18 protein-coding genes, 1 pseudogene and 1 riboswitch are annotated in these 20010 nt (G+C 71.5%); of the genes and pseudogenes, 9 read left to right on the forward strand and 10 right to left on the reverse strand.

The annotated features are described in order from the left end of the window. Positions 1 to 271: 271 nt before the first annotated feature. Complete coding sequence (locus BKA18_RS10790; protein WP_366048270.1) at positions 272 to 1465, reverse strand: lipid-transfer protein; 1194 nt, start codon at positions 1463 to 1465, stop codon at positions 272 to 274. A 33-nt stretch (positions 1466 to 1498) separates the two neighbouring features. Continuing rightward, entirely contained in the window at positions 1499 to 3682 is a 2184-nt protein-coding gene (locus BKA18_RS10795; RefSeq protein ID WP_366048271.1) for an acyl-CoA dehydrogenase family protein, read from the reverse strand. Between the two features lie 510 nt (positions 3683 to 4192). Between BKA18_RS10795 and BKA18_RS10800 the strand changes: the two genes are divergently transcribed. The 5 genes from BKA18_RS10800 to BKA18_RS10820 all read left to right on the forward strand — a co-directional run bounded on the left by BKA18_RS10800 (position 4193) and on the right by BKA18_RS10820 (position 8572). Continuing rightward, positions 4193 to 4852, forward strand: coding sequence for a class I SAM-dependent methyltransferase (locus BKA18_RS10800; protein ID WP_006605926.1), 660 nt, complete (start codon positions 4193 to 4195; stop codon positions 4850 to 4852). 19 nt (positions 4853 to 4871) lie between these two features. Next, the gene (locus BKA18_RS10805; protein ID WP_366048272.1) at positions 4872 to 5798 is read left to right on the forward strand and encodes an N-acetylmuramoyl-L-alanine amidase; all 927 of its coding nucleotides are present in this window, start codon (positions 4872 to 4874) and stop codon (positions 5796 to 5798) included. Between the two features lie 198 nt (positions 5799 to 5996). Continuing rightward, a complete protein-coding gene (locus tag BKA18_RS10810; protein WP_366048273.1) occupies positions 5997 to 6857 on the forward strand; it encodes a DUF5336 domain-containing protein in 861 nt (286 codons plus the stop codon). A gap of 248 nt (positions 6858 to 7105) precedes the next feature. Next, entirely contained in the window at positions 7106 to 7369 is a 264-nt protein-coding gene (locus tag BKA18_RS10815; RefSeq protein ID WP_040899363.1) for a hypothetical protein, read from the forward strand. Between the two features lie 192 nt (positions 7370 to 7561). Continuing rightward, on the forward strand, positions 7562 to 8572 hold the full coding sequence (locus BKA18_RS10820) for an LLM class F420-dependent oxidoreductase (RefSeq protein WP_366048274.1): 1011 nt from the start codon (positions 7562 to 7564) through the stop codon (positions 8570 to 8572). Positions 8573 to 8946: 374 nt separating this feature from the next. Here the strand turns inward: BKA18_RS10820 and BKA18_RS10825 are convergent, their stop codons facing one another. The 6 genes and pseudogenes from BKA18_RS10825 to BKA18_RS10850 all read right to left on the reverse strand — a co-directional run bounded on the left by BKA18_RS10825 (position 8947) and on the right by BKA18_RS10850 (position 14266). Further along, positions 8947 to 9459: a hypothetical protein gene (locus BKA18_RS10825; protein ID WP_366048276.1), complete on the reverse strand. Its 513-nt coding sequence runs from the start codon at positions 9457 to 9459 to the stop codon at positions 8947 to 8949. Positions 9460 to 9674: 215 nt separating this feature from the next. Continuing rightward, positions 9675 to 9844, reverse strand: a pseudogene (locus BKA18_RS10830) (prenyltransferase); the annotation flags it as partial. A gap of 76 nt (positions 9845 to 9920) precedes the next feature. Then, on the reverse strand, positions 9921 to 10724 hold the full coding sequence (locus tag BKA18_RS10835; protein ID WP_366048277.1) for a maleylpyruvate isomerase family mycothiol-dependent enzyme: 804 nt from the start codon (positions 10722 to 10724) through the stop codon (positions 9921 to 9923). Positions 10725 to 10824: 100 nt separating this feature from the next. Beyond that, on the reverse strand, positions 10825 to 11895 hold the full coding sequence (locus BKA18_RS10840) for a prenyltransferase/squalene oxidase repeat-containing protein (protein ID WP_366048278.1): 1071 nt from the start codon (positions 11893 to 11895) through the stop codon (positions 10825 to 10827). Beyond that, on the reverse strand, positions 11892 to 12791 hold the full coding sequence (locus BKA18_RS10845) for a class I SAM-dependent methyltransferase (protein WP_429638313.1): 900 nt from the start codon (positions 12789 to 12791) through the stop codon (positions 11892 to 11894). The genes BKA18_RS10840 and BKA18_RS10845 overlap by 4 nt, the downstream gene beginning before the upstream one ends. A 68-nt stretch (positions 12792 to 12859) precedes the next feature. After that, positions 12860 to 14266, reverse strand: a complete 1407-nt coding sequence (locus BKA18_RS10850; protein ID WP_366048279.1) for a glycosyltransferase family 4 protein — start codon at positions 14264 to 14266, stop codon at positions 12860 to 12862. A gap of 239 nt (positions 14267 to 14505) precedes the next feature. Between BKA18_RS10850 and BKA18_RS10855 the strand changes: the two genes are divergently transcribed. The 3 genes from BKA18_RS10855 to BKA18_RS10865 all read left to right on the forward strand — a co-directional run bounded on the left by BKA18_RS10855 (position 14506) and on the right by BKA18_RS10865 (position 16569). Continuing rightward, complete coding sequence (locus BKA18_RS10855; protein WP_366048280.1) at positions 14506 to 15177, forward strand: TetR family transcriptional regulator; 672 nt, start codon at positions 14506 to 14508, stop codon at positions 15175 to 15177. Positions 15178 to 15339: 162 nt separating this feature from the next. After that, positions 15340 to 15891: a hypothetical protein gene (locus BKA18_RS10860; RefSeq protein WP_366048281.1), complete on the forward strand. Its 552-nt coding sequence runs from the start codon at positions 15340 to 15342 to the stop codon at positions 15889 to 15891. Between the two features lie 282 nt (positions 15892 to 16173). Beyond that, entirely contained in the window at positions 16174 to 16569 is a 396-nt protein-coding gene (locus BKA18_RS10865; RefSeq protein ID WP_366048282.1) for a hypothetical protein, read from the forward strand. Between the two features lie 65 nt (positions 16570 to 16634). Here BKA18_RS10865 and BKA18_RS10870 read toward each other — a convergent pair whose 3' ends face one another. Together BKA18_RS10870 and BKA18_RS10875 are read right to left on the reverse strand one after the other, a co-directional pair. After that, the gene (locus tag BKA18_RS10870) at positions 16635 to 16868 is read right to left on the reverse strand and encodes a ferredoxin (protein ID WP_006605917.1); all 234 of its coding nucleotides are present in this window, start codon (positions 16866 to 16868) and stop codon (positions 16635 to 16637) included. Next, a complete protein-coding gene (locus tag BKA18_RS10875; RefSeq protein ID WP_366048283.1) occupies positions 16868 to 18319 on the reverse strand; it encodes an aldehyde dehydrogenase in 1452 nt (483 codons plus the stop codon). Before BKA18_RS10875 ends, BKA18_RS10870 begins: the two co-directional genes overlap by 1 nt. Before the next feature lie 199 nt (positions 18320 to 18518). Between BKA18_RS10875 and BKA18_RS10880 the strand changes: the two genes are divergently transcribed. Continuing rightward, positions 18519 to 19580 carry a Strvi_7410 family MBL fold metallo-hydrolase gene (locus BKA18_RS10880; protein WP_366048284.1) on the forward strand — a complete coding sequence of 354 codons (1062 nt, stop codon included), beginning with the start codon at positions 18519 to 18521 and terminating at the stop codon, positions 19578 to 19580. Between the two features lie 153 nt (positions 19581 to 19733). After that, a riboswitch (cobalamin riboswitch) is annotated at positions 19734 to 19827 on the forward strand. Positions 19828 to 20010: the final 183 nt, after the last annotated feature.

Below are 20010 nucleotides of genomic sequence, written 5' to 3' on the forward strand. Positions count from 1 at the left end.
AGGCGGGGGTGGGGGCGTACGGGGCGGGGGTGCGGCCGTATGGGGCGAGCCCGTACGGGGTGGGGAGGGCGGGCCCTTAGGGGGTGGGAAGACCCCTTGCAGACCAACTACCCGCTCACGGGGGCGGGTTACCTCGGGGGGGGAGGGTTACCTCGCGGGGGGGTTACCTCGCTGGGAAGGACCACCTCCCGGGGAAGGGTTACCTCCCGGGGAAGGACCACCTCGCGGGCGACAGTTACCCCGCCGGGCGGTCTCATCGCCCTCATCACCCTCACCGCCGCAACAACGTAACCACCGCCGCCCCGCCCAGCCCGATGTTGTGTGCCAGGCCCACCCGGGCGCCGGGGACCTGGCGCTCGCCCGCGGTGCCGCGGAGCTGCCAGACCAGCTCGGCGGCCTGCGCCAGCCCCGTCGCCCCCAGCGGGTGCCCCTTGGAGATCAGCCCGCCGGACGGGTTGACCACCCAGCGGCCGCCGTAGGTCGTGGCACCGTCGGCGACCAGCTTCCCCGACTCGCCCTCCGCGCACATCCCCAGCGCCTCGTACGTCAACAGCTCATTGATCGAGAAACAGTCGTGCAGCTCGATCACGTCCACGTCCTCGATGCCGAGGCCACCGGCCGCATAGGCCTGCCGCGCCGCGGCCCGCGACATGGGCCGGCCGACGACGTCGATGCAGGAGCCCGAGGCGAAGCTGTCCCCGGTGTCCGTCGTCATGGCCTGTGCGGCGATCTCCACCGCCCGGTCGGCCAGCCCGTGTTCCCCGACGAACCGCTCGGAGACGACCACGGCCGCGGCCGCACCGTCCGAGGTCGGGGAGCACTGCAGCCTGGTCAGCGGCCGGTGGATGGTCTTGGCGGCGAGCACCTCCTCGACCGTGTACGCCTCCTGGAACTGGGCGTACGGGTTGTGGACGGAGTGCCGGTGGTTCTTGGCACCGACCGCGGCGAGCTGTTCGGCGGTGGTGCCGTAGCGCGCCATGTGCTCGCGGGCCGCATTACCGAAGAGCTGGGCGGTGGGCGGGGTCTGCTCGAAACCGTGCGCGGCGGCCATCACCCCGTAGTGGCGGGCCACCGGAGACGTCCGGAAATCGCCGCTGTCGGCGCCGCCGCCCAGGGCGCCGCGCTTCATCTTCTCGAAGCCGAGTGCCAGCACACAGTCGTTGAGGCCGCCCTCGACGAACTGGCGGGCCATCATCAGCGCGGTCGCACCGGTCGCGCAGTTGTTGTTGACGTTGTAGACGGGAACGCCGGTCAGGCCCAGTTCGTAGGCGGCGCGCTGGCCGGCCGTCGAGGCCTGGAAGCAGTAGCCCACCGGCACCTGCTCGACGGCCTCGTACCCGATCCCGGCGTCCGCGAGCGCGGCGGTGCCCGCCTCCTTCACCAGCTCCCAGTACTGCCGGTCCCCGGTCTCGGGCTTCTCGAACCGGGTCATCCCGACCCCGACGATGTACGCCTTGCCGGCCATGTGTCTACCTCCTGGGGAGCGGACGGGCGGAAGTCAGATCAGGGGTCGGGGCTCCGGGTCGCGCGGCAGGCCGAGCAGCCGCTCCGCGACGACGTTCAGCTGTACCTGGGTGGTGCCGCCGGCGATGGTCAGACAGCGGGACATCAAGAAGCCGTGCAGCGCCCGCTCACCGGCGCCTTCGCGCACCGCACCGGCCGGGCCGAGCAGTTCCAGCGCCAGCTCGGCAGTCTTCTGCTGGTGCGGGGTCTGCAGCAGCTTGCGGATGCTGGCACCGGCCCCCGGCTCCAGCCCCGACACCTGCTGGAGCGTGGTGCGCAGCCCGATGCAGCCCAGGGCGTGCGCCTCGGCCGCCAGCGCGCCCAGCCGCACCCGCACCGTCGCGTCCAGCTCGTCGGCCCGGGCGAGGAGCTGCTCCAGACCGGTGTCGAAGGTCATCTGGTCGGCCATGTGGACGCGTTCGTTGTCCAGGGTGGTGCGGGCCACCTTCCAGCCGTCGTCGACCTCGCCGACCACCGCATCGGCCGGCAGCAGCACGTCGTCGAAGTAGACCTCGTTGAAGAGGGCGTCGCCGGTGATCTCCTTCAGCGGGCGGACGTCGATCCCGGGAGTCTTCATGTCGACGACGAAGAAGGTCAGCCCCTTGCGCTTGGGGACGTCGGGGTCGGTGCGGGCGAGCAGGATGCCGTGGCTCGACCACTGGGCGGCCGAGGTCCACACCTTCTGGCCGTTGATCCGCCAGCCACCGCCCGCCACCCGCTCGGCGCGGGTCCGCAGGGCGGCCAGGTCCGAGCCGGCCTCGGGCTCGGAGAACAGCTGGCACCACAGCAGATCGCCGCGCAGCGTCGGCAGCAGATAGCGCTCCTGCTGCTCGCGGGTGCCGTGGGCGAGCAGCGCGGGGACCACCCAGGTGGCGATGCCCAGATCGCTGATCCTGACCTCGGCTGCGGCCAACTCCTGCTGGATGGCGAGCTGTTGGACCGGACCCGCGCCCAGCCCGTAGGGCTTGGGCAGATGCGGCGCGGCGTAGCCGGTGGGGGCCAGGGCGCGGCGTACGGCCGCCGGGTCGAGGCCGCGTACGCCGTCGATGACCGCCCGGGCCCCGGCGCGGTACTCCGCCGCCTCGGCGGGGAGCTCCAGCCGCAGCGCGCGCCGGGCGCCGCCGGCGGCGAGGCGGGCGGCGCGCAGCCGGTGGGTGTCGCCGCTGCCGAGCAGCGCGCGGGCCACCAGGGCCCGGCGCAGGTGGAGATGGGCGTCGTGTTCCCAGGTGAAGCCGGTGCCGCCGAGGATCTGGATGCAGTCCTTGGCGCAGCCGACGGCGGCGTCCAGGGCGGTCGCCGTGGCCAGCGCCGCGACCAGTCCGCGGACCTCGGGCGGCTCGTCCAGGGCCCGGGCCGCGTCCCAGACCAGGGCACGGGCCTGTTCACAGCGGACGAGCATCTCGGCGCAGAGGTGTTTGATCGCCTGGAACTGGCCGATCGGGCGGCCGAACTGCTCGCGTACGGCGGCGTGCTGGGTGGCGGTGTGCAGCGCCCAGGCGGCCGTGCCGCAGCTCTCGGCGGCGAACAGCACCCCGGCCAGGTCGCGGACCAGGTCGCCGTCGACCGCCGACAGCCGGTCGGCCGGCACCAGGGCCCCCTCGGCGCGCACCTCGGCGGTCGGCCGGGTCGGGTCGGCGCTCTCCTGCACCCGTACGGTCAGCGCCCCGGCCTCGACGGCGAGCCAGACCGGGCCGGCGGGGGTCCGCGCGGCCAGTACGAGCAGATCCGCGTCGGCGCCGCCGAGGACCGGGGGCGCGGTGCCGTTCAGGACGTAACCGCCGGCCTCCTCGACGGCGGTGAGCGAACCCGCGCCGAGTGCGACGGCGCCGACGCGGGCGCCGGTGGCGAGGTCCCGGACGAGGTGCCGTTGGCCGCCGCGGTGCAGCAGCTCGGCGGCGAGGACGGTGGGCAGGTAGGGGCCGGGGAACGCGGCGCGGCCCCACTCCTCCAGCACCACGGCGAGGTCGAGGAGGTCACCGCCACCGCCGCCGTCGTCCTCGGGGAGGTGCAGCCCGAGCAGGCCCTGCGCGGCGAGCCGGTCCCAGCAGTCGAGCCGCCCCTGCTGCCCCGGGGCGGCGTCGAGCAACTTGTGCACTTCTTCAGGGGGCATGGTCCGTGCGGCCCAGCCCCCCACCGCCTCGGCCAGGTCACGTTGCTCTTGTGTGATTCCGATGCCCATGCGGGGCAGGCTAGAACACGTTTCATTCTGACGGAAGGTCAGGTGCGGCGATACGGCGGGAAGTGCCGCTCCCGGGAGACCCGGAGGACACCCGGCCCTCGCCGCCCTCGCCCCTGGGCCCGTCGGCTGCCCCGCAAGCGCTGCCGGGCGGCCGTCAGCCCCCCGGAGAACCCCACGAATTCACCAGGGAACGCTCCGGACGCACTCAGGAAACGGTCCGGTGAATTCTGCCCGTGTCACTATTCCCTCTCGCTCTCCCCTGCCTCCCGGCCCCGGCTCCTCTCCCCCTCTACTCCTCCGCATGCGAATTTGCCGCTTTGGGCATCGGGGATCGGCAGAGCGATACAAACCTGAGGGCGATACAAACGCGGGTCCCGGTGTCAGGAATTCGGAGCCCGTGCCGATATCCGAATGTCCGGCCCGGGCGCCCGCACAGCACCCACCCGCACACCGCCCGCCCCACCCCGTACGGCACGATGACCCCCTGACCGCACCCTCAGGAGGAAGCCCATGTCCGCTCCCACGGCTCCGACCGCGCCACAGCCGGAGATACTCGCCGCGTTCGAGGCGGCGAAGGGCTTCATGCCCGTGGACGAGGGCCTGGCCCTGTACGCGGCGGCGGCCGGGGCGGCGTCGCTCGGACTGCCGCTGGTGGAGGTCGGTACGTACTGCGGCCGGTCCACGATCCTGCTCGCGGACGCCGCGCGCAGGGGCGGGGTCATGGCCGTCACCGTGGACCACCATCGGGGCAGCGAGGAGCAGCAGCCCGGCTGGGAGTACCACGATCCGAGTGTCGTCGACCCCGAGGTCGGCCGGATGGACACCCTGCCCACCTTCCGCCGCACCCTGCACGCCGCGGGCCTGGAGGACCAGGTGATCGCCCTGGTGGGCCGGTCGCCGCAGGTCGCGGCCGTCTGGCAGGCGCCGGTCGGGCTGGTCTTCATCGATGGCGGGCACACCGACGCGCACGCCACCGCCGACTACGAGGGCTGGGCGCCGCATCTCGCGCCCGGCGGGCTGCTGGTCATCCACGATGTGTTCGCGGACCCGGCGGACGGCGGCCAGGCCCCGTACCGGATCTACCGCAGGGCCCTGGAGTCCGGCGCGTTCACCGAGGTGTCGGCCCACCGTTCGCTGCACGTTCTGCGGCGCACCGGGCCCGGAATCTGAGCGGGCTACCATCGCGGACGTGTCGAACGGCAGTACTTCCCCACCGCACCGCCGCCTGCGCGGCCTCCTCCTCGCCGTAGTGACCGCCGTCGTGGTCGCCGGCCTGGGGGGCTGGCTGGTCTGGCGGACATCGGGCGGCGACGGCGGCCCGCCACACGGAGCCGGGCCGCCCGCCGCGAGCCGGTCGCCGGGCAGCGGGGCCGGGGGCACCGACCGCTCCCCGGACGGCAAGGACTCCCCGGGCGGGGGCGCGGGCAAGGGCGCTCCGCACGGCAGCCTCAAGGGCAAGGTCATAGTGCTCGACCCGGGGCACAATCCGCACAACGTGGATCACGGGCGGGAGATCGCCCGGCAGGTGGACATCGGCAACGCCCACAAGGAGTGCGACACCACCGGCACCTCCACCGACGACGGCTACGCGGAGGCCTCGTTCTCGCTGGACGTCGCCCACCGCGTCCGCACCCTCCTCCAGCAGGAGGGCGCCAAGGTCGTGTTCACCCAGGACGGCGACCGCCGGTACGGGCCGTGCGTGGACGAGCGCGCCGCCGTCGGGAACAAGGCGCACGCCGATGCCGCGGTCTCCCTCCATGCCGACGGCTCGGCCCGTGGGAACCGCGGTTTCCACGTCATCCTCCCGGCGCGCGTCACAGCCGGCCCGGCCCACAACGCCGCGATCGTGGCGCCCTCGCGGCGGCTGGGCGAACGGCTGGCCGGCCGGTTCCTCGCGGTCACCGGGAGCGCGCCGTCCAATTACATCGGCCACGGCACCGGACTCGACGTGCGTTCCGATCTCGGCGGCCTCAACCTCTCGACCGTGCCGAAGGTGTTCATCGAGTGCGGAAATATGCGTGACCCGAAGGACGCCGCGGAATTGACCGACGCACATTGGCGGCAGAAAGCAGCCCGTGGGATCACCGAGGGCATTACGGACTTCTTGACGCACTGACCGGACCGCCGGGCGCGACTGCGAAACCCTCCGAGACCAGGTCCGATACGAGCTGCCGTGCGCGCCGGGAACGAAGACGACGGCCCGTCGGATTCGGCGGCAGGTTCCCCTTTACGATGGGTGGCCCCCGCCGTGCCCCGCACTGCGCGCACCGCGACAGCGACGACCGGACCCACGAAACCGACAAAGGACCCTTACGTGAACATCCGCTCCCTCACTCGAGGCGACGGCGTGGTGATCGGAGCAGCGGTGCTGCTGTTCATCGCCTCGTTCCTCAGTCTCACCGGCGGCCCGGACTGCTCCGGCCTGCCCGCCAAGTACTGCCAGCAGGCTCAGGACTACTCCAGCCCGAATGCCTGGGACTCGCTGCGGACCGTCATGAGCGTGTACTTGGCCGGTGTGATCGCCGCGGCGATCATCGTCCTCACCCGGCTGCTGCCGCAGCCGCGGAAGGTCGCGGGGCTCGACCTCGGCCAGTTCGGTGTCGCCCTCAGCATCTTCGCGGCGTGGACGGCGTTCTGGACCATCGTCGACGCCCCCAGCGCCGGCGCGGGCCTGATCATCGGCCTGCTCGCCACCCTGATCCTGGCCGGCGGCGCCGTCGCCACGCCGCTCGTCCCGGCCCTGCAGGTCGCCCTGGTCGGCGCCCCCAAGCCGCAGCCCGCCGGAGCCCCTTACGGGGCGGGCCCCAACCCGGGTTACGGCTACCCCGGCGCCCAGCAGCAGGCGGGCCAGGGCTACGGCTACCCGGGCGGCCAGCAGCAGCCCCAGGGCGGCCAGACCTACGGCCAGCAGGCGCCCGCCGCCGACGGGACGGCCGGGGGCGCGGCCGGCGCCACCCAGGCGGCCGGCAGCCCGGCGGACTTCGCGCCGTTCTGGTTCGCGGTGCCCGTCGCGCGGCCGCTGTACGGCGAGGACGGCTCGCCGGCACCGATCGCCGAACTGGCGCCCGGTACCTGGTACCTCGCGGTGGAGCAGCGCGGCCAGGCCCTGATCGCCCAGACCCAGGACGGCCGCCGCGGCGTCCTGCAGGACACCACCGGCATCCAGCGCGGCTGACACGGACACCACAGCGGTCCTTTTGCGCCTCGCCCCTCAGGGGGCGGGGCGCTTTGTCGTGCGGCCGCGGGAAGGGGCAGGGCCGCCGTACACCGCGGCGATGGCCGGCCGTAGGTCTGCCGTTACTCACTGGTCAATGGCAGAATCACCACTCCCCTTGGAGGGTCGATGCAGTGCAACAAGGATCTGTACGAGACGCGAGCGACGTGCGAGAAGTGTGGGCAGGAGATGACGACCACCCAGGACGGGTGGGCGATCTGCTACGGGTGCGGGACGAGCAAGCCTCAATAGCCGCTCCGCCGTGCCCACAGTGCGGTGTCCAGCTGGTCGGTTCGACGTCCGACTGGTGGCAGTGCGCGGCGGTCCACTGCCCGTACGAGATGCCCGACGAGGCGTATCGCCTCTACGTCTCCCTGTGCGCCCTGTTCGAGTCGGGCCCGGAGCGGTTCTTCGAGGTGGTACGGGGCCACCGTGACGAGGTGCGGGCGCTGGAGCCGGCCTGGCTCAGGTAGGGGCCTCGCCAGGCCCTCGTCAAGGCCCCGTCGAGCCCCCATTGCGTCGCCCGCGGCCCGGCCGCCGTACATTGCGCTGTCCGCGGCCCCGCCGTACAGTGCGCGGGCACGCAGCGACCTGACGCACCGTCAGTATCCATCCACTCCGGAACCCCGGAACCCTCGGGCCACCGTCGAAGAGGGGCGATCAGCATGCGACTCGGTCTGCACCTGGGCTACTGGGGCCGCGGCCCGGACCCCCGGCACCTCGAACTGGCCCGCGAGGCGGAGCGCCTGGGCTATGACTCGGTATGGACCGCGGAGGCCTGGGGCTCGGACGCCTTCACCGCGCTGACCTGGATCGGCGCCCACACCTCCCGGATCAAACTGGGCACCGGCATCGTCCAGATGGCCGCCCGCACCCCGACCGCCACCGCCATGCACGCCCTGACCCTCGACCATCTCTCCGGTGGCCGGCTGCTGCTGGGCCTGGGGCTGTCGGGGCCGCAGGTCGTCGAGGGGTGGTACGGGCGGCCGTTCCCCAAGAGTCCGCTGACCGCCACCCGGGAATACGTGGACGTGATCCGGCAAGTCCTGCGTCGGGAGGGGCCGGTGACCTCGGACGGGCTCTTCCACCCGCACCCCTACCGCGGCCCGGACGGCACCGGCCTGGGCAAGCCGCTCAAGGCCATCACGCACCCGCTGCGCGACCGGCTCCCCGTACTGCTGGGCGCGGAAGGTCCCAAGAACATCGCCCAGACGACCCGGATCGCGGACGGCTGGCTGCCGCTGTACTGGTCGCCGCAGCGCACCGACGTCTACCGGGCCTCGCTGGCCGGTGCCCCGGACGGCTTCCTCGTCGCGCCCATGGCACGCGCCCTGGTCTGTGCCGACGTCGCCGAGGGGCTGCTGCCGGTCAAGGCGATGCTCGGCTTCTACATCGGCGGAATGGGGCACGCCGCCCGGAACTTCCATGCCGACCTGATGGCGCGGATGGGCTTCGAGGAGGAGGCCCGGCACGTACAGCGGCTCTTCCTCGAAGGCCGCAAGGAGGAGGCCGTCCTGGCCGTGCCGGACGCCTTCGCCGACGAGATCTCGCTGGTCGGCCCGCGCGAACGGATCGCCGAGCGGCTGGAGTTGTGGCGCGCGGGCCCGGTCACCGATCTGCTGGTGACCGCCCCGGACCCGCACACCCTACGGGTCCTGGCCGAGCTCAACTCCTGACACCCGCCGACTCCGCGCCCGAGGCGCCCGCCTGAATCACCAGGTGCCACTTCAACCGCGGGGTGCACCGCTCAGCCGAAGGACGTCACCTCCAGCCGGTCGCCCGGCAGGCGCGCTCTCCAGCACCTCGCACCCGGTCGCGATCCGCGGACACCCTGCGGTGGAGGACCAGTCCCCCTTTTCCCGCTCAATGCCGAACCGCGCCAACGACCTGTGCACTCATCCCAGGTCGCGGCGCGGTGACCGACATGCCGATCCTTGTGCTCGTTCAGCTTTGACGCGGCAGAGGAGCTACACACTCAGCTCATTTATGGACCGCCGCCATCCAATTCCGCCGGAATAACGGTAGTATCCTATATCCGAGCACCAAGCGGCTATTTTGCCCACTCATTGAAGCAAACCCCGATCGGCTTCATCACGGTTGCCGTCTTCCCAGTCGGGAACTTGGGATCCACGCCCACCCCGTTATTTGTGTAAATGTCCCCGCGGTAAAGGGCGTACTGTACATACGCCTCGACGGTACCAAACTTTCCCTTGGGGACTTCGAAGCGAGTCTCCTTCGAGACCTCAATGGACTTCGTGACGTCATAGCCCACGCCTGCAGATATCGCGCCCTTGGAGATTTCCATCTGCGCGCTGACCTGGCTCGCCACGCCCTTCTTGACGTTCATCACCAAGGTGGTCTTGCCCCGACCCGTCTCCTTGTCGATCACGTCAGTACCGCAGACTTCGCCAGCCCTCTTAGCGTGCTTAAGAGCCATGATGGCCTTTATGGACACATCGCCGTTCGATGCGCCACCCTTCGGAGCAGCCGACGCTACACCCGAACCGAGAACACTAAGAATGGCCGCACCCGCGATCACACTGAACACCCGTTCGCGATTCACTTATATCCCCCTCAGCTTCAACACACTCCCGGTCACGGAGTGATCTTGAAAGGAAGGCTATCAGACCGCAATTCCGAGGCCAAAGGCTTCAAGGGCCTGTCGTTAGCTGTCCGAGAAACGCAATGCACACATTCCCCCATGTCGGATTCAACACATAGGCCGGAAAGTGCCTGCTGTGATACGCCCACGAAGAAATATCAGGACATCTACGCCAGTCAGCAGTCCGGATCCAGCCCCGTCGGGAGCCGTTCGCCGCCGACCTTTGGATGGTGACCTCGTCGCCGCCCCGGGCTGCGACCGCGAGCAGCAGCGAACCGGCGGTCCAGGACGTCCGTTCGCGGGGGCAGATCGCCTCGTCGTCGAAAACGTAGCCGGTCCAGTGGAGGATGCGATTCCTCCCGGGCGTGCACGCCCGGAGTTCCTCGCAATATCAGGCTGAGCTCCTGACCGCGGCCTGCCGCTCACCCGAACGACGCCCAGGTCAGCCACTGGTCGAGCACGGCGCGCTCGCCCAGCACCTCGACCCGGTCGCTGTCGGCGGGCAGCCGGCGGTAGAGGACGGCCAGGACGTCGGTGAGGGGGCCGCGCAGGGCGACCGCCGCCTTTTCATGGGTGTGGCGGTGGGTGGGCGCCTCGCCCGTGAGGTCGAGCAGCCACTCGGCGTTCACCCCGGCCGGGGCGTCGGTGGCGTGGACATGGATCGTCCGGCCGGGGCCGCACAGCGTCGTCCCGCGTTCTGCAAAGCGGGCCACCACCACCGGCAGTTCGCCGATCTGCAGCCACTCCTCCAGACAGTCCGCGGCGACCGGCGCCGGGACCTCGAAGGGGACACCGGCCGTGAGCGCGGCATCGGCCCGGTGGATGACCGTCTCATGGGTCATCCGGCGGGCCCAGAACCCCGTGTGCTGCGCCGGCGTCCAGCTCCACACCTTCGTGTCGGGGCCGGCCTCCCGCAGCGCAGCGACGGCCTGCTCGACACCGGCCGCCAGCCACGCGTCCAGAGCCGCCGCATCCTCGCCCTCGGGCCCGGCCCCCTCGGGGACGTCCGCGGGGTCGACGTTCTCCGACGCGCGGGTGGCGACGATCGTGCCGACCCAGCGGTGCGCACCGCCCACATGCCGGACGAGATCGGCCAGCGTCCAGTCGGGGCAGGTCGGCACGGTCGCCGAAAGATCGGCGCTGCGCACGATGTCCCGGAGCTTGCCGGTCTCGGCGAGGAGTTGGGCGCAGTATTCCTCGTGGGTGAGGGAGCCTTGGAGAGTCATGTGGCGCACAGTAGTGCGGCCGCCCCGGCCTGTCCTCCCATTTCAGGGGGCCCCGGCCGGGCTCCGCCCCGCGCGGGCACGCTGCGCCCCTCCCCGCCTCCTACCGGCAGCAGTCCGGATCCAGCCCCGTCGGGAGCTGTTCGCCGCCGAAGACGGTGGTGGTGGCCTCGTCGCCGCCCAGGGCCGCGACCGCGAGCAGCAGCGAACCGGCGGTCCAGGAGGTGCGTTCACGGGGCCAGATCGCGTCGTCGTCGAACACGTAGCCGGTCCAGTACATGCCGTCGTCGGCGCGCAGATGCTGGATCCACTTGAGGATCTGCACGGCCCGCTCGGACTCCCCCATCGCCCACAGCGCCAGCGCCAGTTCCGCGCTCTCGCCGCCGGTGACCCAGGGGTTGGGCAGGACGCAGCGCACCCCCAGGCCGGGCACGACGAAGCGTTCCCAGTCGGCGTCGATCCGGTCCCTGGCCGGCTGGCCGCGGACCGCGCCGCCCAGGACCGGGTAGTACCAGTCCATGGAGTAGCGGCCCTTGTCCAGGAACCGCTCGGGGTGGCTGCGTATCGCATGGCCGAGCCGGCCGGCCGCCAGCTCCCAGTCGGGCTGCGGCTCCTCGCGCTGGTCGGCGAGGGCCAGGGCGCAGCGCAGTGCCTGGTAGATGGAGGACGAGCCGGTCAGCAGCGCGTCGTTGACGGGTGTGCCGTCGTCCTCGCGCTTCCAGCCGATCTCCCCGCCGGGCTGCTGGAGCTCCAGCACGAATCCGATCGACGAGTGCACCGCGGGCCACATGCGGTCGACGAAGGCCTCGTCGCCGGTGGACAGGAAGTGGTGCCAGACGCCGACCGCGAGATAGGCGCAGAAGTTGGTCTCCCGGCCGCGGTCGGTGGGGGCCCCGGCGTCGCCGTCGGCGTAGGCCGCGTACCAGGACCCGTCCGGGTTCTGATGCCGCACCAGCCAGTCGTACGCGGCCTCGGCGCGCTCGTGTTCTCCGGCCGCGTCCAGGGCCATGGCGGCCTCGGTGTGGTCCCACGGGTCGAGGTGGTGGCCCCGGAACCAGGGGATGGCGCCGTCCGACCGCTGGGTCGCGAGGATGCCGGCGACCGTGCGGGCGGCCTGGTCGGCGGTGAGCACGCCCGGCAGGACGAGCCGTTCGGTACGCCCGGGACTCGTCACTTGGCGGCCCCGGCGGAGGGCTTGGCGGTGGACGAAGCGCCGCGCTTCGCCGGGGACTTGGCGGGTGCCTTGGCGGCGGCGGGCCGCGCGGACTTGCGGGGCTCGCCGGCGGCCGGCTCGGCGGTCTTCGTGGCGGGTGCGGCGGCGGGCTCGTCCGCCTCCGCGGCGACGGGCGCCGCGGGCAGGTGCGGCTTGGTGGCGTAGACGACGAAGCTCTTGCCGATGACGGGGTTGAGCGCCCGTTCGGCGAGCCGGGTGGCCAGCGGCTTCTTCATGATGTCCCAGACCAGCAGCTTGTGGTACGCCTGCACCGGCAGCGCCTTGTCGTTGTCCACCCCGAAGGCGCATTTGAGCCACCAGTAGGGGCTGTGCAGTCCGTGGGCGTGGTGCGTGCCGTACGGTTCCAGGCCCGCCTCCCGCATCTTGCCGAGCAGTTCGTCACCGCGGTAGATGCGGATGTGGCCGCCCTCGACCTCGTGATAGGCGTCGCTGAGGGCCCAGCACACCTTCTCGGGGCCGTAGCGGGGCACGGTGACGGCGATCCGGCCGCCGGGGCGCAGCACCCGGACCATCTCGGCGAGCACGCCCTTGTCGTCCGGGATGTGCTCCATCACCTCGGAGATGATCACAACGTCGAAGCTGTCGTCGGGGAAGGGCAGGTTGAGCGCATCGCCTTCCATGGCGGTGGCGGAGGCGCCCGCCGGGGCCTCGCCCGCCTCCTTCATCGCGGCGAACCACTTGGCGACCTCGCGGATCTCCTCGCCGTTCTGGTCGAGGGCGACGACCTGCGCGCCGCGCCGATAGCACTCGAAGGCGTGCCGGCCGGCGCCGCACCCCAGATCGAGCACGCGGTCGCCCGGGGCGAGCGGGAAGCGGGAAAAGTCGACGGTCAGCACGGCGTTCTGCTTTCGTCCGGCGGTGGGTGGCGTGTGTCTGCGGAAGGAACTACGGGCCGGGCGGGCCGCTAGACGTGTCCGGCGGTGCGCGGCGCGGACGCGGCGGCGGCCCCGCCGGACGCCGCTCCGGCCAGGGCGCGGGCGCTGTGGCCGCCCTGGAGGGCGATGGCCTCGCGGTAGCGCTCGGCGGTGCCGAGGGCGGCCTGCCGCCAGGTGAAGCGGGCCAGCACCCGCTCCCGGCCGGCCGCGCCGAGCCGGCGGCGCAACGGGGCGTCGCCCAGGAGCCGGAGCAGCCCGCCGGCCAGCGCACCGGCGTCGCCCGGGGGCACCGCGAGACAGGTCTCGCCGTCCGGCCCGGCGACCTCGGGGATGGCGCCGCCGGTGGTGGCCAGCAGCGGGGTGCCGGTGGCCATCGCCTCGGCGGCGGGCAGCGAGAAGCCCTCGTAGAGGGAGGGCACGCAGGCGATCTGGGCGCTGCGGACGAGGTCGACGAGTTCGCCGTCGGTGATGCCCTTGACGAATTCGATGGCGCCGGACAGGCCGAGCCGTTCGATGGCGGCGGCGACCGGCCCGTCGTCGGCGCGCTTGCCGACGACCACCAGGTGGGCGTCGGGCTGCTCGGTGCGTACCTTGGCGAGCGCCTCGACGAGGTGGATCAGCCCCTTGAGGGGCACATCCGCACTGGAGGTCGTGACGATCCGTCCGGGCACCTCGGGGACGGCGGGATCCGGCGAGAACAGCTCGGTGTCGGCGCCGATGTGGACGACGTGGAGGCGGTCGGGGCGGACGCCGAGGTCGTCGACGATCTCCTGGCGGGAGGAGCCGGAGACGGTCAACACGGACGGCAGCCGGCGGGCGACGCGCTTTTGCATCCGGGTGAAGCCGTACCAGCGGCGCACGGAGGCGCGGCGCTTCCAGCCGTCGGCCGCAGCCAGGTCGAGCCGCCGGTCGACCGTGATGGGGTGGTGGACGGTGGTGACCAGCGGGGCACCGAGCGCGCCGGGCCCGCCGAGCAGGCCGTAGCCGAGGGTCTGGTTGTCGTGGACGACGTCGAACTGGCCGCGGCGGGCGGCGAGATGGCGCCGGGCCCGCAGCGAGAAGGTCAGCGGCTCGGGAAAGCCGCCGGTCCACATCGTGCCGACCTCCAGGGCGTCGATCCAGTCGCGGTACTCGCCGCGCTTCGGCGTGCGGAACGGGTCCGGCTGGCGGTAGAGGTCCAGGCTGGGCAGCTCGGTCAGGGTCACCCCGTCGTCGACGACGGGGTAGGGCTGGGCACCGATGACCTCGACGGTGTGGCCGAGGCGGGCCAGTTCGCGGGAGAGATGGCGTACATAGACGCCCTGTCCGCCGCAGAACGGGTTCCCCTTATACGTGAGCATCGCGATCCGCAGGGGACGCTCGCCGTTCGTCGGGGCGGAGGCCGGGGAGGCCTCTGCGGGGCGAGGCGCGGCTGCCTGGACGGCCTCTGCGGTCACGCTCGGCCCCCTTCTCACTGGACTTTCGCCGGAGCGTAACCGCTGGCGGTAATCTAGAACAAGTTTCAGAACTGATTGGCTACTGATCAGTTCACCGAGCTCCGAATGTACCGGCCGAGAACGATGCGAAAAGAGCCGCACCAGGTGATTCGCGCCACCACCCGCCCCCCTGCCATGCTGTGCCGATCACACCACCGGCACTCGCTGCATTGCGGACGGAATGCCACGGAATGGGAAATATGACTACGGAATCCAAGGCGGCCAGGCCGACGCTTCCCGCGAGTCCTCCCCTGACCGAGCGTCAGGAGGCCAGACGCCGCCGCATCCTGCACACCAGCGCCAAGCTGGCGTCCCGTGGCGGCTTCGACGCCGTACAGATGCGCGAGGTCGCGGAGTCCTCGGGCGTCGCCCTCGGCACCCTCTACCGCTACTTCCCCTCCAAGGTGCATCTGCTGGTCGCCACCATGCAGGACCAGCTCCAGCACATGCACGAGACGCTGCGCAAGCGCCCGCCGTCGGAGCAGGACCCGGGCGCCCGGGTCGCCCAGACCCTGATGCGGGCCTTTCGCGCACTGCAGCGCGAGCCGCATCTCGCGGACGCGATGGTGCGCGCGCTGACGTTCGCCGACCGCTCGGTGAGCCCCGAGGTGGACACCGTCTCCCGGCTGACGACCGCGATCATCCTCGATGCGATGGCCCCGCCCGCCGCCTCGCGCCACCCCGGGCAGGAGCCGGCACCTCCCGCCGCGCCCACCCCCGAACAGCTCTCCGCGGTCCGGGTCATCGAGCACACCTGGCACTCCGCACTGATCACCTGGCTGTCGGGGCGGGCCTCGATCGCCCAGGTGAAGATCGACATCGAGACGGTGTGCCGGCTGATCGACCTCACGGCGCCCGGTTCGGAACGTTAGCTCCCTTACGGAAACTCCCTTACGGGCAGGGAACGTTGGCAGGCTCCTTGAGCTGTGCGACCAGGTCGCTACGATCCCGCGGCAGAGCGCCGGTGAGGCGTCGATGGCCGGCTGCACCTTGCGCTGGTACTCGGCGAGACAGCCGCGCCGGTCGTCGCGCAGGTGGGCAACCCCCTCCTCCGGGATCTGCCGCAGCCCGAACTCCTGGATCGGGCGCAGATCGACGGGCCGCGCATCATTCTGGTTGAAGATACGGACCCGGCCGTCGTCCAGGGCAATACCGGAATCGCCGAGCGGGCCGCCCAGTGGCGCGTCCACCGAGCTGATCTGTACCCGCAGTCCGGAGTCGAGGACCAGCGGCTGGTTGTGCCGGGTCTGCACGAAATTCTTGAACCCGAGGCCCGGCAGTGCATGGTGCAGGTCAGGGACCGGGAAGTCGGGAAGCAGGACGGTGATGTCCTTGCGCATGTACCGGCCTTGCCACTGGGGGTCGTAGTGGTCGTGGTGCAGATGCGAAACGTAGAGGTAGTCCGCCGCGGCCGGCCGGCGGGATCGACTCCGGTGTTGCCCGGGAAGGGCGCCCAGGAGCCGAAGTGGGCCGGTGTGAACCAGGGATCGCACACCATCGATCCGGCGGCCGACTCGATGAACAGGCCGGCATGGCCAATTGAGGTGATACGCATTGCTCTCTTTCCCGAATGCGGGAATTTCTGAAATCGGGACTCAGGCCACCTCGGCCGCCCTGCCCGCCCGGGCGAGGACCCGCCGGGCGAGCAGGTCCGCTGCCTGCGTGTGGCGTGCATTGCAGACTCGCGTGCTCACCGAGACCTTGAAACGGCCCTGGTGCAAGGTCCCCGACAGAATCAAGCTCAGGACGCATCACCAACCGCTGGGTTCACGCTGGGCGCGATTTGCCGAGTTTCACCCTGGAAGGGACAATTGGAGGCGGGGAGCCTGAACGGCAGCGCATAAACGCCGCATCACAGGAGCCGAGAAATGGTAGACATCGTCTTCGCGAACAGCGAGAAGCCCATCACGCCGGACAAAGAATTCATCCATGACAACGACTCGTTCAGAGTTCAATGGTCTGCGGTCAACACCAGCAGTCAGGATTTCCCCGCATTCGTCGACCGTCTGCTGATCCAGAGCATTCCCGAAGGCTGCCCGGGATCCGACGAAGTCGATCATGACACCGTGTTCGACAGCGAAAATGGCGGTGACCCGAACGACTTTTCCGAACCGGATCTGCGGTCTGGCCAGTCCGGGCCACTGTTGAGCCCTTCGGTCGGGCCATTTCCCGTCGGGTCCTACAGGATGACCGTCACTCTGGCAAATGACCTCGGCGTGGGGAAAACGACGTTCAACTGCATCAACATCATCGCCGCAGTCTGACTGGGCGTTTCGTCCCTGGTTTCGGGGCTCAGGCTCCAGGCTAGGTCGGGGTGTCTCCCCAGCCCTCACTCCTCCGGCGGGAAGACAGCCTCGCCGCTGCCAGCCGAGGTCAGGGTGATCGCCTCCACGGGGCACCCCTCGGCCGCCGCCAGGATGCGCTCGTCGGCGTCCGTCTCCGGCGCCACCGGGTGCGACTGCCGGGCCGTATCCAGCCGGAAGCCGTCCGGTGCCGCGGCGGCGCACATCCCCGAGCCGATGCAGACGCCCCGGTCCACCGTCACCTGCCAGCGGTCCCCCATCAGGCACCCGCCGGCAGATGGATCATCTTGTGCTCCAGATACTCGCCGAAGCCCTCGGGCCCGAACTCCCGCCCGATGCCGGAGTTCTTGTAGCCGCCGAACGGGCCGAGCATGTCGATGCTGAAGGTGTTCACCGAGAACGTACCGGTGCGCACCTGCCGGGCGAGGTCGATGCCGTGGTCGACGTCGGCCGTCCACACCGAGCCGGAGAGCCCGTAGTCGGAGTCGTCGGCGATCCGTACCGCCTCCGCCTCGTCGTCGTACGGCAGCAGGCAGATGACCGGGCCGAAGATCTCCTCGCGGGCGATCCGCATGGAGTTGGTGACCTCGCCGAAGAGGGTCGGCTCGACGTACCAGCCCGTCGACTGCCCCGCGGGCCGGCCGCCGCCGGTCAGGACCTTGGCGCCTTCCTGCTGCCCCAATGCGATGTAGTCCAGCGAGCGCTGCTGCTGGCGGCGGGCGACCAGCGGGCCGAGCTCGGTGGCCGGATCCAGCGGGTCGCCGACGGTCAGCGCGCGGGCCGCCGCGGTGAACCGCTCGGCGATCTCGTCGTAGTGGCTGCGCGGGGCGAGGATCCGGGTCTGGGCCACGCACGCCTGGCCGTTGATCATCCAGGCGAACGGCACGATGCCGGCCACCGCCGCGTCCAGATCGGCGTCCGGCAGGATCACCGCGGCGGACTTGCCGCCCAACTCCAGCGTGACCCGGCTGAGGTTGCGGGCCGCGACCTCCATGACCCGCTTGCCCGCCGCCACCGAGCCGGTGAACGACACCTTGTCCACGCCCGGGTGCCCGACCAGGTACTCACTCACCTCACGGTCGGCCGGCAGGATCGACAGCACGCCCGGCGGCAGCCCGGCCTCCGTCGCGATCTCCGCGAGGAGGTACGCGTCCAGCGGCGTCTCCGGCGACACCTTCAGCACCACCGAGCAGCCGGCCAGCAGCGCGGGCGCGAGCTTGGCCGCGGCGGTGAACTGCGGGACGTTCCACGGCACCACGGCCGCGACCACCCCGACCGGCTCCCGCCGCACCAGCAGCGGCCCCAGCACCCCGGCCCGCCGCTCCTCGAAGGGGAAGTCCCGGGCCACCGTGAGCGCGGCGTCCCACACCAGCATCGCGGCCAGCGACTGCACCATGACGCCGGAGGTGAACGGGGTGCCGTTCTCGGAGCTGATGACCCTGGCGATCTCCTCGCTGCGGGCCGCGAAGGCGTCCTTGATGCGGGTGACCACCGCGATCCGGTCCGCCAGCGGGGCGTTCGCCCACTCCCCGGACGCGAAGGACGTACGGGCCGCGGCCACCGCCCGGTCGACATCGGCCCGCGAGGCGTGCGGCACCCGGCCGATGACCCGTTCGGTGTGGGGTGAGACGACCTCGATGGTGTCCCGGCCGGCCGGATCGGCCCACTCGCCGCCCAGGTAGAGCTTTCCGTGCTCGACGAGGTCGCTCATCGCTGCCGCCTCCCGAAGATTCCTGACGCTGCATCAGAATCACTCAGCAGAACTGATACCAGTTCCACCGGGAGGAGTCCACGGCGGGCGGGCCGAATCCCCAAGGCGCACACCCAAGGACCCGATTCCGGCCGCATTGGAACTCGTTCTAGTTATAGTGAGTCGGGTCCGGCGCACGGCGGACCGAGAGGGGACCGGGATGACGACGCAGGTGACCGACCACCGGGGCGGCGTGTGGAGCATCGCCGTCCCCATCCCGGACAACCCGCTCGGCCACACCCTCGTCCACCTCCTGGAGACCGACCGGGGGCCGGTGCTCATCGATACCGGCTGGGACGACCCGGACTCCTGGGACGCCCTCGTCGCCGGCGTCACCGCCTGCGGTTTCGCCCTCACCGACCTCCACGGCGTACTGATCACCCACCACCACCCCGACCACCACGGCCTCTCCGCCAAGGTGCGGGAGGCCTCCGGCGCCTGGCTCGCGATGCATGCCGCGGACACCTCCGTGGTCCGCCGCACCCGCGAGGCCACGCCGGACCGGTGGCTCGACCACCTCATCGCCAAGCTCGCGGCGGCGGGCGCACCGGACGAGCACCTGGCGCCGCTGCGCACGGCCCGGGCCGGCGGGCGCGGCCGACGGATGCCCGGTCTGCGGGCCGCACTTCCGGACCGCGAGATCGGCCCCGGCGAGCTGCTCGATCTGCCGGGGCGCCGGCTGCGCGCGATCTGGACACCGGGCCACACCCCGGGCCATGTGTGTCTGCATCTGGAGGAGGAGCACCCCGCCCAGCAAAACCGCGGCTTCGGCCGGCTCTTCTCCGGTGACCACCTCCTGCCGGGCATCACTCCGCACATCGGCCTGTACGAGGACCCGGCCGAGAGCGCGGGCGAGGTCGCCGACCCCCTGGGCGACTATCTCGACTCCCTCGAACGCATCGGCCGGCTCGCCCCCGCCGAGGTGCTGCCCGCGCATCAGCACGCCTTCACCGACGCCGGCGGCCGCGTCCGCGCGCTCCTCGCCCACCACGAGGAGCGGCTCGCCCAGCTGCGGACGCTGCTGAGCGAACCCCGCACCGCCTGGCAGCTCGCGAGGGCCATGGAGTGGAACCGCCCCTGGGAGCAGATCCCTTACGGGTCCCGCACCATCGCCGTCTCGGAGGCCGAGGCGCATCTGCGGCGGCTGGTGAAGCTGGGCCATGCGGAGTGCGTGCCGGGCTCCGGCCCCGTGCGGTATCAGGCGGTGGACGGGGTGCGGTAGCCCGGGCGCAGGGGACGCGTACGGGGCGCGTACGGGATGGCTACGGGGGCCGTGCGGCGCGTACGGGGCGCGTACCCGCCTCGTACGGGCGAGCGAATGCCGGGGCGGGCGCCGGTTAAGGTGTGCGGGACAACTTCATCCGTGCCCGATCGGGGGAAGCCGGTGGAAATCCGGCGCTGACCCGCAACCGTGAGGACGGCCCGTCCACGCCACGCCGGCGCGGAGCGGCCGTACGAGCCGGAACACCCGAGGGGCACGACCAAGGCTCCCGCCACCACAGCCGTCCGCCCGCGGACGGCCGGTGCGCGGCACCGTCGAGGTATACGGAGCTGAGCCCGGTGCCACCACGCCCGATCCCCGGATCGGTCCGCGGGTGGGCGGCCGAGCGCGGCTGCGTGGCCGCCGCGACCCGACCCGAGAGGCACCGACC

It is taken from the genome of Streptomyces auratus, from assembly GCF_050433025.1.
Classification (GTDB): domain Bacteria; phylum Actinomycetota; class Actinomycetes; order Streptomycetales; family Streptomycetaceae; genus Streptomyces; species Streptomyces sioyaensis.

Coding starts and splice junctions, on each gene's coding strand:
- BKA18_RS10790 (WP_366048270.1), bottom strand. CDS start 1,465: ATGGCCGGCAAGGCGTACATCGTCGGGGTCGGGATGACCCGGTTCGAG.
- BKA18_RS10795 (WP_366048271.1), bottom strand. CDS start 3,682: ATGGGCATCGGAATCACACAAGAGCAACGTGACCTGGCCGAGGCGGTG.
- BKA18_RS10800 (WP_006605926.1), top strand. CDS start 4,193: ATGTCCGCTCCCACGGCTCCGACCGCGCCACAGCCGGAGATACTCGCC.
- BKA18_RS10820 (WP_366048274.1), top strand. CDS start 7,562: ATGCGACTCGGTCTGCACCTGGGCTACTGGGGCCGCGGCCCGGACCCC.
- BKA18_RS10835 (WP_366048277.1), bottom strand. CDS start 10,724: ATGACTCTCCAAGGCTCCCTCACCCACGAGGAATACTGCGCCCAACTC.
- BKA18_RS10855 (WP_366048280.1), top strand. CDS start 14,506: ATGACTACGGAATCCAAGGCGGCCAGGCCGACGCTTCCCGCGAGTCCT.
- BKA18_RS10865 (WP_366048282.1), top strand. CDS start 16,174: ATGGTAGACATCGTCTTCGCGAACAGCGAGAAGCCCATCACGCCGGAC.
- BKA18_RS10870 (WP_006605917.1), bottom strand. CDS start 16,868: ATGGGGGACCGCTGGCAGGTGACGGTGGACCGGGGCGTCTGCATCGGC.
- BKA18_RS10875 (WP_366048283.1), bottom strand. CDS start 18,319: ATGAGCGACCTCGTCGAGCACGGAAAGCTCTACCTGGGCGGCGAGTGG.
- BKA18_RS10880 (WP_366048284.1), top strand. CDS start 18,519: ATGACGACGCAGGTGACCGACCACCGGGGCGGCGTGTGGAGCATCGCC.